This is a genomic window from Chryseobacterium viscerum (assembly GCF_025949665.1).
Lineage (GTDB): Bacteria > Bacteroidota > Bacteroidia > Flavobacteriales > Weeksellaceae > Chryseobacterium > Chryseobacterium viscerum_A.
Genome location: NZ_JAPDFT010000001.1, coordinates 151,884 through 167,658, shown reverse-complemented (window position 1 = coordinate 167,658; position 15,775 = coordinate 151,884). Strand labels below are relative to the sequence as shown.

At 35.4% G+C, this 15,775-nt stretch carries 11 protein-coding genes; 3 read left to right on the top strand and 8 right to left on the bottom strand.

All coding sequences use genetic code 11. From position 1 onward, the window contains the following. Positions 1-34: 34 nt before the first annotated feature. Together OL225_RS00800 and OL225_RS00795 are read right to left on the bottom strand one after the other, a co-directional pair. Positions 35-457 carry a helix-turn-helix domain-containing protein gene (locus OL225_RS00800; protein WP_264516971.1) on the bottom strand — a complete coding sequence of 141 codons (423 nt, stop codon included), beginning with the start codon at positions 455-457 and terminating at the stop codon, positions 35-37. 127 nt (positions 458-584) lie between these two features. Beyond that, entirely contained in the window at positions 585-2,339 is a 1,755-nt protein-coding gene (locus OL225_RS00795) for a hypothetical protein (protein WP_264516970.1), read from the bottom strand. A gap of 693 nt (positions 2,340-3,032) precedes the next feature. On the opposite strand from OL225_RS00795, the gene OL225_RS00790 reads away from it, so the two are divergent. Then, entirely contained in the window at positions 3,033-4,346 is a 1,314-nt protein-coding gene (locus OL225_RS00790; protein ID WP_185097868.1) for a tetratricopeptide repeat protein, read from the top strand. A 6-nt stretch (positions 4,347-4,352) separates the two neighbouring features. Here OL225_RS00790 and OL225_RS00785 read toward each other — a convergent pair whose 3' ends face one another. The 6 genes from OL225_RS00785 to OL225_RS00760 form a co-directional block, all read right to left on the bottom strand. Beyond that, a complete protein-coding gene (locus OL225_RS00785) occupies positions 4,353-4,988 on the bottom strand; it encodes an HdeD family acid-resistance protein (RefSeq protein WP_047379101.1) in 636 nt (211 codons plus the stop codon). 265 nt (positions 4,989-5,253) lie between these two features. After that, positions 5,254-6,672: an amino acid permease gene (locus OL225_RS00780; protein WP_264516969.1), complete on the bottom strand. Its 1,419-nt coding sequence runs from the start codon at positions 6,670-6,672 to the stop codon at positions 5,254-5,256. A gap of 201 nt (positions 6,673-6,873) precedes the next feature. Further along, positions 6,874-7,818 (bottom strand): hypothetical protein, encoded by a 945-nt coding sequence (locus OL225_RS00775; protein ID WP_264516968.1) that lies wholly within the window; start codon positions 7,816-7,818, stop codon positions 6,874-6,876. Between the two features lie 176 nt (positions 7,819-7,994). After that, positions 7,995-8,609 (bottom strand): response regulator transcription factor, encoded by a 615-nt coding sequence (locus OL225_RS00770; protein WP_264516967.1) that lies wholly within the window; start codon positions 8,607-8,609, stop codon positions 7,995-7,997. Further along, the gene (locus tag OL225_RS00765; protein ID WP_264516966.1) at positions 8,606-11,578 is read right to left on the bottom strand and encodes an ATP-binding protein; all 2,973 of its coding nucleotides are present in this window, start codon (positions 11,576-11,578) and stop codon (positions 8,606-8,608) included. The genes OL225_RS00770 and OL225_RS00765 overlap by 4 nt, the downstream gene beginning before the upstream one ends. A 293-nt stretch (positions 11,579-11,871) precedes the next feature. After that, positions 11,872-12,165: a helix-turn-helix domain-containing protein gene (locus tag OL225_RS00760; protein ID WP_047379111.1), complete on the bottom strand. Its 294-nt coding sequence runs from the start codon at positions 12,163-12,165 to the stop codon at positions 11,872-11,874. Between the two features lie 184 nt (positions 12,166-12,349). Between OL225_RS00760 and ccoN the strand changes: the two genes are divergently transcribed. After that, positions 12,350-14,629 (top strand): cytochrome-c oxidase, cbb3-type subunit I, encoded by a 2,280-nt coding sequence (gene ccoN, locus OL225_RS00755; protein ID WP_264516965.1) that lies wholly within the window; start codon positions 12,350-12,352, stop codon positions 14,627-14,629. A gap of 19 nt (positions 14,630-14,648) precedes the next feature. Next, positions 14,649-15,536 carry a cbb3-type cytochrome c oxidase N-terminal domain-containing protein gene (locus OL225_RS00750; protein ID WP_047379113.1) on the top strand — a complete coding sequence of 296 codons (888 nt, stop codon included), beginning with the start codon at positions 14,649-14,651 and terminating at the stop codon, positions 15,534-15,536. Positions 15,537-15,775: the final 239 nt, after the last annotated feature.

Here is a 15,775-nt window from a genome sequence, read left to right as displayed (position 1 = left end):
ATTTCCATTACATAATTATCCTTATAGATCTTCATTAATATTTTTCAAGCCATTTATACAAAGTTGATTTTGGAATGTTATATTCTTCCATTACTTGTTTTTTTGTTCTTTTACCGGTACGGATAAGCTCAAGAATAAAATCAATTATTTCCTGAGTATACAGGTTTTTTCTAAACTGAGGGAGGACACTTTTTTTATCCTCTTTTGTCTGTACGCTACTTTTTTGGGGTGCAAATAGTATCAAATACTGGGAATAAACCCGAAAAAAATCATATTGTAACAGCTTGCTCCATCTTAATAATACATCTGTTGGAAGATCTTTCTGCAGATACATTACCTCTATTTCCTTTTCTGAAGACCGCATAAACTTACATATCCTTGTCATTTCAAATTCATTTTGTTCTACATGTGACTGAATCACGCTTCCAATGTGAATGTTTTTTAAATCCAATGCCATTGTCTTATATTTTGCTTAATTACAGGATACATCACTTAAACTGTGATTTAAATAGGCAGGGATGTGGAAAATCCAGTATATCCCTGCCTGTCAACAACCATAAAAATAAAATATCCTCTTTCTCTTACTATTTAATAGCTGTTGCAAAAATGGAGCTCTCTGACCATGTGTCTCCAAATCGTGATATCACAGTTGTACTGTTAGGTCCCCCACCTGTCACTGTATTTCCAGCAATATATCTATAGGTTTTATCTGATGAGGTTGTATTTTCAATAATAATCGTTCCCTGAAATACATCAAACTGTTGGGTATGCCCTGCAGAAGCAGGTCCTTGTACTCTGAAACTCATCAATGAAGGACCTCTTACATCATTAGATCGTGTAAGTGCAGCGCCTACCGCAACATTCCCTTCTCCAAAAGTACTTCTCACAAACATCCAGTCATCATTATCCAGATTACCCACAGTTTGTGCCAGCTGAGTAATGGTAACCGCCCATTTTCCCGGAGGCAATGTGACATACCTTCCTGTGTATTTATAAGTACCGTCATTAGCAAAAGGAATATTAATTCCAGCACCTCCTACGACACCTCCTACAGCTGTTTGAGAAGCAGGAATCCGCCATTCAGCAGTACCATTAGTATCAGTTGCCGTTAGTACAGCACCCACAGCTACAGAGCCACTTGTGGCATTCTCAAATCTCCTTGTTCCGATGGTATGAAAATTGGCTTGGGGGTTAGTAGTTCCAACACCTACACGTCCATTTTTATTTAAAGTCATTAATGGATCACCTGCAACCGTAGCTCCTGCAAAAAATTGCAATACATTTGTTGCATTTCCCAATCCATAGAAATCATCACCAGCAGCATTGTTCCATAATGCTAACTTTTTTCCGTTTCCTGAACCTAAATCTAATAGATTTTTAGGTGTTGTTGTACTTATACCCACCCTATTAGTTAAAGCATCAATTGAAAATGTACTTCCATCTACTGAAAAGTGATTGGTACCTGTAAGAGCTGTACTTGTAAACGCTAAAGTGTTCCCAGCTTGTGCTACTGTACGATTTCCACTCAATGTCCCATTAGTATTGTAAATACTAGTATCAGCAACACCATCTCTCCATGTAGCAACACCGTTCGCATCTGATGTTAAAACTTTATTGGCCCCCTGGGTTCCATCCACAATTTTAATAGCTCCATTAGTTGCAGAACGAATATCAAGCTTATTGGTAGGGTTAATTGTTCCTATACCTATATTTCCGGAAGTATTAACCACAATATCATTTACCTGCTGTGCAGCTGTGGGAGCAGAATTAATATTATTATCTCTTGCACCATCTATGTGAAACATTGCTTGAGGAGTAGCAGTTCCAAAACTTACATTCTGATTATCAGAGATAAAGATTCCCGGTTTTGCCGGATTATAAGCATACTTCCCTGTTTGTGCTGCACCCATTGCCAAACCATCAGAACCATAGATATTTCCCCCTTCAGTATTTTGCCTTATATAGTATCCAAAATTTTCCGCATTCTCACTAAAAACTAATGACCCTCCTGAACCGTCTGCATTTGCATTAGAATGAATTCTCAAAACTGGGTTAGCAACACTTCCAGATTGTGAAACCGGGCCTCCTACTCTCAGTTCATCTCCCATGACCTGGAGATTTGATTTTGGAACATCAGTTCCTACTCCTATTTTTCCTTCGTCAGTAGCGGTAAGGATTTCTTTGTTACCAGAATTATTAATTCTCATAGCTTTTGTGGCGGAAGTATTTCCTTTACTCTGAATGTCCAAAGTAGCTTGTGGATCGGGAGTATTAATACCTACTTGAGAAAAAGCGAAATTGGCAACCAATATCCCAGATAATGTTACTATTTTTTTCATTTGTTTGTTACTTTAAAATGTTCAATTTTTTTTCGTGTGTATTTAGAATCGTATTGAAAAATATGACCGGTCTGAAATTTTCCAATGTTCGAATTTGATGATGCAAACTTACAGCCTGTAAACAAAAAAAATTCTACATCAAAGACACTTCAAAAAATAATTAACTGAAATACAATTAATTACAATACAACTGAAGTAACTTTGAAGTAAGATAAAAAAGTGAATTATTAATGTTTTCCGGATAAAATTAAGAGGATAGAGAGGAGAATTATAAATACTTTACAGCTTTAACATCAATGGTTTTATCATTTAAAAAGCAGGGATCATAAATATCCCTGCTAATAAACACAAACACTTAGAATGAAAAAAAATTTTCGTAGTAAATGTATCAATATTACCAGCCCAAAGTATTACTTCAAATATACTTCACAATATAATGAATTAAAAAACAGTATTTTATAAAACAAATGGAGTGTTTTTGAAGTACGCTTTTGCTATATGTTATTATAAAAAGTATCTGTAGTTAATTAAATTTTTAATCATATTCATAAAAAAGTTATTTTTGTTTAACTAATTTTAAAAAATATGTTCCCCAATTTTAGAATTAAAGCACTATATCTGATTTTCTTTTTCTTCTCAATATTTTTTTACGCGCAGGACTATTCTTTTCAACCTGAACCTATAAAAACAACCGTGAAATACCAAAAAAATGGGGATTACGAAGGTGCACTAAAATTTAATATTAATGCATTAAAACAATATGAAGAAAATGGTAACACCCAAGGCATTATTATGGTATACACCAATATTGGAAGTATCTTATACAATTTCAGTAAATACAAGGAAAGCTTAGAATATCTGGACAAGGCAAAAAAAGAACTGAAGCATATCAATGAACCTTTTCTGAAAGCCAATTTATATAATGAATATGGAAGGAATTATACTCGTTTGGGACTATATGAACAATCCAATGCCGCTTTTAATAAGGCAGAATATTATATCAAGAAAATTCAAAACCCTAAACAGAGAAAACTTTCGTTGACGTATAACTATTCCTGGAAACGGATAAACTTTATTAGGGTTAAAAATCTCGATTCATTACAAAGTATAGATAATAAGATACTCGCAGTAAGGCCTAATATTATTTCCTATACAAGAAAAGCAGACAACTTTATCGCACAAAAAAAACATTTAGATTCTGCAGAATACTATATGAATAAAGCTCTTGCCCATTCCAAAGATGCATATGCTGCTGAAAAAGCAACCGCATGGTTCAGCTATGGAGATCTTTATAATGTAAAAGGAAATAAAGAAAAGGCGCTGGAGTATTATTTGAAATCACTTGATATATTCCAAAAAACAAAAAGTAAGCCTGTTTTATTGACTGTTTATGATACTCTTTCCAGCGTTTATAAATCTTTAAATGAAATAGAAAAATCTAATGAATATCTAAGAAAATATACCATCCTTAATGATAGTATCAATAAAAACGAAAAAGAAGCTGTAAATCTTGCCGTTAATACACTGATTGATTTAAAGCATGAGGAAAAAGGAAAGGAAAGAAAGATGTTCTACTTTATAGTCATGATTATTGTAGTATCATTTGGTCTATTATTATACTTTATCAGAAAAATCTATATTAAAAAAGTACTGAAAAAGGATAAAATTCTTGAGAAAAAAACCATTGAAACGGATGTTCTTAAACTCAAAGTAAATAATTCATTTGATGAAATCATCCAGCTTATGGAAAGCAGAAGCCCTCTGTTTCTGATGCGCTTTAAAGAAGTATATCCTGAATTCTATGAAAAACTGATTACACATACTCCTGAACTTACAGAACATGATATAAAATTCAGTGCTTATATCAGATTAAATCTTACAAATAAAGAAATCTGCCAATATGAAAATATTAGTTTACGGGGAATAGAAACAAAGAGATACAGACTCAAGAAAAAATTGAAACTTCCCTCAAGTACTGACCTTCAGAAGTGGATTCTGGAGCTGTAAAATAGGTCATGATTTTTTTAGATCATCAATCTCCTCCTGTAAAGATTTGATTCTGTCTCTTAATTCCTGGCTTACTTTTCCAGGGATTTTTTTAATTTTCCTTAAATCCAGGGCCAGCATTATAGAAGCTATCCCCATAAAAATAAAGGAAACACCTGTGAGCGTAACTAATGAAATTCCTGTAAACACAGGATTAAATATCAGCAGCAGAGAAAATATAATTCCTCCAACACTGGCCAGCGCTACATTTCCCCAACTCATTATTCTCATACTTCTCAGGTCGAAAGCAAAACCAAGGAGCTGAAAGGAACGAAACAGTAAAGTGAATCCTATCACAAACGGAAGTACCGTCATTGAAATCTGAGGATTTGCGATGAGATAAACTCCTATTGCCGTAGTTAATAATCCGCTTACCAAAAACCAGCCCCAGCCCTGCAGGGATTTACTGTTCTGTAATGAAAAGAATATTTCCGTAATTCCCGAAAACAAAAAGGAAACACTGAAAAAAATAGAGAGTGTAACATAAGTTGCAAGCGGCACGCTGAATACATAAAAACCACAGATCAGAAATATAATTCCGAAGATTAATGGGATATACCAATGTTTTACGGTGTTGGTAAGTGTTTGAAATAAATTAGCCATAGGTGTCTTTTTTAGTCCTGCCTACTTTATTGGAACGGTTTTCGGCTTATCCGCAGGTATTTCAAACAGATTAAAATTTCACCTGAATTTGAAATATAACCTCTTACTAATGTACGAAAAATAACCGTAGAACATTGCAGATTCTGCGAATTGTTTCCGCAAAAAAGCATCAGATGAAGCCAATTTATAGAAATAAAGACAAAAAAAGGTGAAAATCATTTAATTTTCACCTTTCCAAAACATATTTAAATCTGTTTTTATATTCTTACTTCGGTTTGTACAATTTGTACATAGCGAATAAAAAGCCAATCCATACCGGAATCAGGATCACCTGAATTTCCATTCCTGTAATACTCATCAATCCTAATATCAGAACCAAAAAGGCAATACAGATATAATTGGATACAGGATAAAATATAGAGGGGAATTTTGAATGAATTCCTGATGCATTTATTGATTTTTTAAACTTCAAATGGGTGTAGCATATCATCAGCCAGTTGATGATCAAAGTAGATACTACTAAAGCCATTAAGTATTCAAAAGCTTTTTCCGGTACTAATTTGTTAATGATAATACATATCCCGGCAAAGCATGATGAAATAAGAATAGCGTTGATAGGAACAGAATTTTTATTCAGTTTTTTCAGGAATTTCGGAGCATTTCCCTGCTGAGCTAATCCAAAAAGCATCCTGCTGTTACTGTAAACACTACTGTTATATACTGATAAAGCCGCCGTCAAAACAATCAGATTAAGAACATTTGCAATCAATGTATTGAACTGAATCACCTTACCAAAAATACTGAATTCAAGACCATTTAGATTTTGAAATACCATTACAAACGGACTGGAACCTTCCGTAATATCTCTCCAAGGGCTTAATGAAAATAAGATTACCAAAGCTCCCACATAAAAAATAAGAATTCTATAGATTACCTGGTTGGTTGCCTGTGGAATAGTTTTTTCCGGATTTTTGGCTTCTGCTGCAGTAATTCCGATAAGTTCCAATCCACCGAAAGAGAACATAATCATGGCCATTGCAGCAAATAATCCTGAATATCCGTTTTCTGTTTTATTAAATAATCCTTTTGGGAAGAATCCGCCATCATTCCATAAATTAGCAATGGTAGCTTTCTCTCCTCCTGTACCACTTATCAAAAGATATACTCCGAAGACAATCATGGCAATAATAGCTACTACTTTGATGATGGAAAACCAAAACTCTGTTTCTCCATAAACCTTTACGGAAGCAAGATTAAGCGCATTGATCACAATAAAAAAGAACAAACTGGAAACCCAAAGAGGTATATCCGGCCACCAAAAATGGATATAATGTCCTATTGCCGTGAGTTCGGCCATACTTACCAGGATATAGAGAATCCAATAGTTCCACCCTGAAGCAAATCCCGGGAAATTTCCCCAATATTTGTAGGCAAAGTGACTAAAACTTCCTGATACGGGTTCCTGAACAACCATTTCACCAAGCTGGCGCATAATAAAAAAGGCAATAATTCCTGCTAAAGCATAGCCTAAAATTACTGATGGTCCCGCCAGTACTGCAGCCGGCCCGATTCCCAGAAATAACCCGGTTCCTATGGCACCTCCAAGGGCAATTAATTGTATATGTCGATTTGTTAATCCTCTAACTAAAGTCTCCTTTTCTCCTGTTTTATTTTCGTTGCTCATTGAATGAATTATTCGGTCGCTAAATATATAAAAACTTTTCAGAGAAATTCACATTCCATGGGGTAAATTGACAATTCACCCTTCTTCAAACCGGAAAGCCCCTATCTATTTATACCTTTGCTGGTAAAATGTAAATTATAATTACAAAAAGCGGTCTTAATCTATTGAATCAAGGCCGCTTTTCACAGTATCAATATTATTTTAATTTGCAATTTTGTATCCGAACATGGTACTTGTCACCACCTCGTACTTGTTACCGGAAGATACTCCTGCCACAGAAGCCATACTTACCGTTTCTCCTGCACTAAGATATGCCATGCATGAAATACTCGAACCAAAAACCCTTGTTACAGTAGGTTGATAAGATTGAACTAATATACTTCCTCCGTTACCAGGAGCATAGTTTTTTACCAGGTAGAGTACCGTCCAGGTAAAATTCGGATTTCCTGCTACACTTCCATTGTCAAACTGTGTAGATCCCTGAATCACATAGTATCCATCGTTGGGTGCTTTAAAAGCTCCTGTAGAGGTATTGAGTACATTTCCTTTATTAAGAACCGTACCCTGAGGATAAGTAATTGCCGTCCTTATCCATGGATCAGAAGGAGTGGCAGTAGCATCACACATTTGTCGGCTCGTAGTAGACACCGCAGAAAACGGATAAGTAGATTCTGCAGAAGGAATACTGCTGGAGCTAGAAACCAGTACCAGTTCCCATGTTGTACCGGTAGCTGTTCCTTTACTAACCAAAAATGCATAATATCCGGGAGGAACCGTAATGGAAGGAACTCCCAGCCCGGTTCCGTTCTGATCATCAATCAATTCAGATCCATTGGCAGAAACGGTAAGTAATTTCCCTCCGGTATTTTTGAAGTGATAAGTACGTCCGGCAAAATTACCAGCACCACTGATGGCCGCCGGTAAAGTTAATGTTCCATCAGCAGTTCCGTTATATGCAATATAGTAATCATTGGCTCCTACAACACCACTTGTAGCAATTGTTTTGTAAGTGGCAGCAAATGAACCATTAACAGTAAGGGTACTGCCGGGATTTGCAGTATTAATCCCCACATTACCTACCTGGGATTTTACCAGAACACCATTTAAACCAGCCAATAAGGCCATGAAAAGCATCTTTTTTTTCATAAACAAATACGTATTTTAGAATCTAAGGGGGCCTGAATAATATCCATTACCTTCAGTTATTTAATGGAATTTTTCACAATACGAACCTACTGCGAAAAATGAGTAAATAAAGAACAGATCCTGTACGCATTTTTCCACAAAATTGTAATGATTTTATGACAAGAGCAGATGGGACATTAATGTATTTCTTTATAAATATCAAGTAATTCAACCAAATTGGTAATCTTCAGTTTCTGATAGACCCTTCTTTTGTAGGTACCCACCGTAGATTCTTCAATATTAAGGGCATTTGCTATTTCAAGATTTCCGTTTCCTTTGGCTAAAAGATTAAAAACCTGCAATTCTCTCTCTGATAAATCATCTACTGCTTTTTTCTTTTTATTTCCTTTCAGTATTTCATGCATGATCTCCGGAGTATAATAAAAACCTTCTTTAAAGACAGATTCAACTGCTTTGACAAAATTTTCCGGATCACTCTGCTTATTCAAAAAACCATTCGCTCCTTCTTCAATATACTGCAGTGCAATATTTTCTTTGTAGGATGTAAATATTAAGATAAGAGTATTTTCAGAGATAGTTTTGATCTCTTTGACCATAGATTTGAAAATGCTTCCCGGAAGTTCAATATCCAGAATAACGAGGTCATATTTTTCAGATTCAATTTTCTTTTTTGCTTCTCCATAGGTCTCTGCAAAATCGACTTCAAAATGATTAAAATTTTTCTCCAGGATCATAGCTGTCCCGATTCTTACCACATGATGGTCATCTGCAATGAGTATTTTTTTTGTCATATTTTAATAAGGATTTTAATGATGGTTCCTTTAGGAGTATTTTTATGAAAGGCCATTTCGGAATTGATTTTCATCATCAGCTGAACAACCATGTGAAGGCCTAATCCATAATTTTTAAAAGTCATATGTTCGCTGCCTTTTTTCTTAAAAAGTTCGGAATAATAAATCCGTTGTTCATCAGACATCCCGCTACCGGTATCTGTAATACTGATTTCTATATGTGATTCCGTAGAGGCCGATGTAATCGTAATTTTCCCATCTGAAGTATTTTTCACTGCATTATCAAGGATATTATGAAAAACTGCAAGGAGAATATTTTTATTAAGCCTGCTCTTCAGTTGGTGATCACAAAAATTGTATATAAATGTATTTTTTCTCGCTGCTATTTCTTCAAACAACAGTCTTTTAGTTTCAATAAGATCATAGATTGAACATTCTTCATCTGTTGTATTTCCTTGCTTATACAGTTCTGTATATTCTTTTAGGCTTAATGTAAATTTATACAACTGTTCCGAGGTTTTGTAAATGCTGTCAAAATATTTTTTCTGAGTCTTTAGATCTACCGACTGATTAAGTTCCTGAGAAAGAAGGGCAATAAACTTAACGGGTGTGGTAATATCATGGCTTATACTTTCCACTAGCTTTTTTTGATAATCAGATTCATTTTTCAGTTTATTATTGGTTTCCAGCAGCTCTTTATCCTTATGCACAAGTGTATTTTTCAGAACTTTATTTTTCAATCTTAAAAAATTGGTTCTCATCTGTACAATTACCAAAACGATGAAAATAGCAATACCGGCAATCAGGATCTTAAAAAGAAGAGTCTGATAAAAATAGGCTTCCACTTCTACGGGAATTGTTTTATAAATGAATTTTCCGGTTTCCGAAGATAAAAACCGAACCCAAAGAGTATAATTTCCGGGGTCCATATTGGCCAGCCTAAATGTTTTATCACTTTTAATATTAATCCATGGGCTATCCTCACTGCCTGAAAGCTTAGCCTGCAGATAGATATTTTCCAGGTCAGAATAGTAAGGAATATCGATATAAACTTCTGCATTTTTATAACCACATTCTAGAAAAAGTTTGTCTTTCAGCGGAATCATTTTCCCTTTTACTCTTGCTCTTTCCAGATAAACATCCTGAGACCCTGGATAATAAGTTTTAACATCTTCTGGATTAAAAAACACAAACCCTTCCATGGACGGAAATACAAATTGTCCATCTTTAAGCTCATGAGCGCAGGGATTGGCACTTCCGTTGAATTCGTTATTTAAAAGACCTTGTTTTTTAGTATAACGATAATAAGTGATCACTCCCTCCATGGTTTTCATGTACTGCAGAAGAGTATTTTTATTGACTTTAAACAATCCGTTATCAGAAGAGATCCATAAATTGGAATGCTGGTCTTCCAACAGATAATGGGCACTGGCCAGAAAATCATTTTTATCGGATGGAATTTTAATTGCTTTTTGGTTTCTTATTAAAAAAATCCCTCTATTGTAAGTCGTAAACCAGACATTGCCCTCTTTTGTCCTGATAATTTGTTTTACAGGTAGACCTTTTCCAATCTGCTTTATCATCCTTTTCAGCGTAAGGGAGTATACATAAATTCCTCCACTGCTTCCCAGATAAAGAAGATCTTTATTATATCTGAAAACAGTATATATATTATCTTCACATGGAATAATTCTTTCAACTCTCTTAAAATTATCATGACTAAAGAGATACAGATAAAACTGATTTCTATCTATGACAGATACAGTATAAAGATCCCCGTTTTTATAAAGCCCGTCAATCCCTTTATCTTTAAAAGAAATGGAATCATATTTTGTAAATCCAGTATTTTTATACCTTATGTGGATAGAATTATTTTCCCGATATATAAGATTTCCCGCATTATCTTCAATTATATATCTCTTATCATAGGACTGAGGGGCAAAAAATAATCTTTCTGAAGTATTACGGGAATATTTTATTCCTTCCTGTGTCAAAACAGAATTATCCCCGTAAGAAATTGCCGCATAGCAGACCTCATCCTGATAAGACAAATTTTTCCTGGAAACCGAAAAATCTGATAAACTCAGAATCTTCAGTCCATTAATAGAACTTCCGATATATAGTTTTCTGGCAGCTTCATCATAAAACATAGCCCCTGAGATATCTTTATCAATATCCTTGTATTCTAATAAAAAAGTGAGTGTTAGTTTACCTCCTGAAAATTCACTTCTGTATATTTTACCCTCGTGAATCATAAAAACCTGTCCGGAAATTTGCTGCCAGTACATTCTGGTTTCAGGGTCAGTATAGACAGCAGGAGCTTCTATCTCTGACAATGTTCCTCTGTACAATTGGATTATTTTCTTTCTGGCCGGATCACTGATGAGTACATATTCACCGTGAACAAACATTTTTTTTAACCGGTCATAAGAAAACCCGACAGCAACGGTAGTCCTTTTCCTGCTTTTTTTATCAACGTAAACAACATTATTATCTTCAAAGTAATAGGCTCCCTCATTCAACTGAATATAATAGGAGTTTATATAATAAGAAAGATACCTGACCGTGAAATTATTCCTTACAATTCTTTTATAGATCTTACTTTTCAAAGCACCTCCATATTCAAATGTATTATTAGCAGCTATAACATCCGGTTGGCGGCGGGAAATCAGAAGAACTTTTTTTTCAGAAATATTGAAAACGGAAATACTGTCTTTCTTTATGTTCCCATAGAAATCTCCAAAACTTAAATTTTTAAGCTTAAAATTATTATACTGTACAAAGTTACTCCCGTCGTATCTCAGAATTCTGCCTTCCATGGACAGCCAGATGAATCCATATTTATCTTTTACGATGTCTTTGATACTGTTTTGAGGCAGGCCGTTATCCATGTTATACCATTGGGTGGTATAGCTTTGCCCGTAGATGCATAAAGAAAATAAAAGTGAAATAAAGTAAAGAAGCTTCATTCAGTGGGCTAGCGTTATATTTATGACAAATATATTATAGAAAATTAAATTAATTGTAAATATTTATCCACAATTATGTGAATTTTTTTCTACATAATTATTTATTAATAACTTATTGATTATAATAAATTTGAAAATCCAATACTTGTTCCCTCATCAATGTCATGATCATCAGGTATACTAGAAACACAACTCTTTTTTTGAACAAAAAAATATGATCTTCTTCGGTGGCTGAAGAAGATCATTATTTTATGATTGTTAACATTGAATGTAAATATAAAAACCCTTATAGTTTATAAAAACTCTTTTGGAATTGAAATATTATTCTTTTTCATATACTCCAAAAGATCCTGATATTTATCTTCATATACATCTATTCCACATTTATGCGAAATACTGCAGATATCTGATGGTTTGATGTCTAAAATATCAGATATTTTAGTCAGTATCTCCAGATTGATTTTTACCTTGGAGTTCTCAATATCGGAATAAGCTTTCTGGGAGATTCCCATTTCAAAAGCCATGTATTCTTGCGTAAGGTCTTTACTCCTACGGATTTTCCTGATATTTTGTCCACATACTTTCATCGTTTTTGTTTTAGTAGTTTTCGGTATATTTTAGAAGATTATCTAATAGCCTCTAACAAAGTTAATAAATACCTTTGGCAAAACATTATACACGTTACATGATATTTATTTTCAACATAGAAAAGAGTCAAAAATAAGCCTTTTTTCAGAGAAAATATCACTTCGGTAAACACTATTGGAATTTATGGAGACGCAAAAATTTAATTATGACAATAATATTGTCAGAGCATTCCTCTATGCGACTATCGCATTTGGACTTGTGGGATTTCTGCTGGGACTTACAGCTGCATTGATGCTTTTTTATCCAGAATTACCTGAATTTTTATTCGGTACGGATGATACAACTATTAAAAGCTTAGCTTCGGGCAATATTCAGGGACTGATCAATACTCAGGGAGCAATGGGCTTCGGAAGAATCAGAATGCTTCATACCAGTGCTGTAATTTTTGCTTTCGTATGTAATTCCTTTTTCTGTGGTGCTTACTACAGTATGCAAAGACTTCTTAAAACCAGAATGTATAGTGATACACTTTCATGGATCCATTTCTGGTCATGGCAGATTATGATTATCAGTGTAGTGATCACATTCCTTATGGGAATCAATACATCTAAAGAATACGCTGAACATGAATGGCCTATTGATATTTTAATTGCATTCTCATGGATCGTCTTCGGGATCAATATGTTTGGAACTATAGCCAAGAGAAGAGTGAGACATTTATATGTAGCCATCTGGTTCTACATTGCAACCTGGATTGCTGTAGCAATGCTTCACATCTTCAATAACCTTGAAGTTCCATTATCTTTCACAAGCTGGAAATCTTATTCTGTATATGCAGGTGTAAAAGATGCATTAGTACAATGGTGGTATGGGCACAATGCGGTAGCATTTGTTTTAACCACCCCTGTATTAGGTCTGATGTATTACTTTATGCCAAAAGCAGCTCAGCGACCGGTATTCTCATACAAATTATCCATTATTCACTTCTGGTCGCTGATCTTCGTATACCTTTGGGCCGGGCCTCACCACCTGCAATATACAGCTTTACCTGCCTGGGCTCAGGCTGTAGGAACAGGATTCTCTATCATGCTTATTGCACCATCATGGGGAGGAATGTTGAATGGTCTTCTTACTCTGAGAGGAGCGTGGGATAAAGTAAGAGAAAATCCGATTCTGAAATTCTTTGTAGTTGCTATTACCTGTTATGGTATGGCTACTTTTGAAGGACCTTTATTGGCAACAAAATCATTAAATAAAATTGGTCACTTTACAGACTGGGTTATCGGTCACGTACATTTAGGAGCTCTTGGATGGAATGGTTTCATGGCATTCGGGGTAGTATATTATCTGGTTCCGATCATGTGGAGAACGTCTCTTTGGTCTAAAAAACTGGCCAACTGGCACTTCTGGCTGGGAACATTAGGAATTATCTTCTATGCCGTTCCTATGTATATTTCAGGATTCACACAGGGATTAATGTGGAAACAGTTCAATCCGGACGGAACATTATTGTGGAAAAACTGGCTGGATACCGTTACTGCGATCATTCCTTACTTTAAAATGAGATTCTTAGGAGGTGTTCTTTATCTGTCCGGAGCCATTTTGATGGTCATCAACGTTATCAAAACTGTTAAAGCCGGTTCATTCCAGAAAGAGGTTCCTGCAGAAGCTCCTGCATTGGCCAACATCGGTACTTCAAGAAAAGAAGGTGAAGGTGTACACTTATGGTTGGAAAGAACTCCTACTCTCCTTTCTATATTAGCTTTTATCACGATAGCAATTGGTGGATTGGTGGAAATTGTTCCGACATTGTCACTGAAGCAAAGCGTTCCTACGATCACAGCAGTAAAACCCTATACACCGTTGGAACTGGAAGGCAGAGATCTTTATATTCGTGAAGGATGTAATTCATGCCACTCTCAGATGATCAGACCTTTCCGTGATGAAGTGGTAAGATTTGAAGGAAAAAACGGACAGTATTCCAAAGCCGGAGAATTTATTTATGACAGACCTTTTTTATGGGGATCTAAAAGAACAGGACCGGATCTTCACAGAGAAGGAGGAAGAAACCCGGATTCATGGCACTTCAAACATATGTACAACCCAAGGATTACATCTGCCGGTTCTATCATGCCTCGTTTCCCATGGCTGATCACCAATAAACTGGACCGCGATCAGATGGTGGATAAAATGAAACTGATGAAAAATGCTTTCGATGTTCCTTACACAAAAGCACAGATAGATTCAGCCAACCAATGGGCAGATAACCAGTCAAAAGCAATTGTACAGAGAATTTATGCTGAAGCAACAGATGTAAAAGATCAGATGGTAAAAGAAAAAACGGCAAAAGGAACTGCGTATGTACCGCTTGAACAGAGAGAAATTGTAGCTATGATCGCTTACCTCCAGAGACTAGGTACGGATATTAAAACAACACAGGTACAAACAGCCAGCATAAAGTAACATTTAAAATTGAATTGCAATGAAAACGAGAACCCCAATTTCAATATATATCGCAGCAACGATAGGTTTAACGATCATGGCCTTTGAAATGTTCGCCAGTGATTCAGGATATTTTTCTTCTCCTTTTTTCTGGGCACTGATATTAATCGCTACGATTCTGCTGCTGATCATGAACTCTATTGGAGATCTGGTAGAAAATCAAAGCTTCAGCAGATTATCCGAGGAAGAAAAAAAACAATATCTGGAAGAGAAAAAAGTTCCGTATTATCAAAAATTATGGAATTCCGCTTTCAAAAAACAAACTGCTACGGAAGAAAAAGATATTCTTATCGACCATGGTTTTGATGGAATTACAGAGCTTGACAACTCGCTTCCGAAATGGTGGATTGGCCTGTTCTGGTTCGGATGTATCTTCTGTGCCGTTTATCTGTTTGCCTTTTCTTTCACAGATTATGCCCATCCGGAAGCAGAGTATACCAAAGAAGCCAAAACCATGTTGGCATCTATTGAAGAGTATGAAAAAACTGCACCTCAGATCAATCTGGAATCTGCAAAATACAGTGCTGATAACATTGCGGAAGGCCAGGAACTGTTCAAAACAAATTGTGTTACCTGCCATGGAGACGGAGGAAAAGGAGGTATAGGTCCGAACCTTACTGATACACACTGGATCAACATGAAAGAAAAAAGCCTATTTAAAAATGTATTCTGGATGCTTGAAAACGGATCTCCAAATAATCCTACCATGAGACCTTTCATCAAGGAAGGAACCATCACAGGAAGAGATGCCGAAAAGATTGCCGCTTACATTTATCATATCAACCAGGAAACCGCTCCTATTACAACAGCACAAGGCGGCGCAGCCCCACAGGGAGAAGAGGTGAAATGGGAAAACGGAAACAACTAAAATTATTATTATCTATCATATAAACCATGCCAAGCCCCCTTTGCAACTACACTAACATTTGAATTTCATTTTTGCTAACTAACCTTTTCAACATTAAAAAAATGATATAAAGGGGGCTTTTTTAAAAAATAAATATCCATACCTTGGTCTGTCTTACTCAACTATTCACTTGACAACTACAAACTAAAAATTCCATAATAAGACAGCCAAGGCAGGATTTTTGCATTCGCAAAGGGTAC

Bases quoted from the DNA above. Each gene is read 5' to 3' on its own strand.
- OL225_RS00800 (WP_264516971.1), bottom strand. From the start codon at position 457: ATGGCATTGGATTTAAAAAACATTCACATTGGAAGCGTGATTCAGTCA.
- OL225_RS00795 (WP_264516970.1), bottom strand. From the start codon at position 2,339: ATGAAAAAAATAGTAACATTATCTGGGATATTGGTTGCCAATTTCGCT.
- OL225_RS00785 (WP_047379101.1), bottom strand. From the start codon at position 4,988: ATGGCTAATTTATTTCAAACACTTACCAACACCGTAAAACATTGGTAT.
- OL225_RS00780 (WP_264516969.1), bottom strand. From the start codon at position 6,672: ATGAGCAACGAAAATAAAACAGGAGAAAAGGAGACTTTAGTTAGAGGA.
- OL225_RS00775 (WP_264516968.1), bottom strand. From the start codon at position 7,818: ATGAAAAAAAAGATGCTTTTCATGGCCTTATTGGCTGGTTTAAATGGT.
- OL225_RS00770 (WP_264516967.1), bottom strand. From the start codon at position 8,609: ATGACAAAAAAAATACTCATTGCAGATGACCATCATGTGGTAAGAATC.
- OL225_RS00765 (WP_264516966.1), bottom strand. From the start codon at position 11,578: ATGAAGCTTCTTTACTTTATTTCACTTTTATTTTCTTTATGCATCTAC.
- OL225_RS00760 (WP_047379111.1), bottom strand. From the start codon at position 12,165: ATGAAAGTATGTGGACAAAATATCAGGAAAATCCGTAGGAGTAAAGAC.
- ccoN (WP_264516965.1), top strand. From the start codon at position 12,350: ATGGAGACGCAAAAATTTAATTATGACAATAATATTGTCAGAGCATTC.
- OL225_RS00750 (WP_047379113.1), top strand. From the start codon at position 14,649: ATGAAAACGAGAACCCCAATTTCAATATATATCGCAGCAACGATAGGT.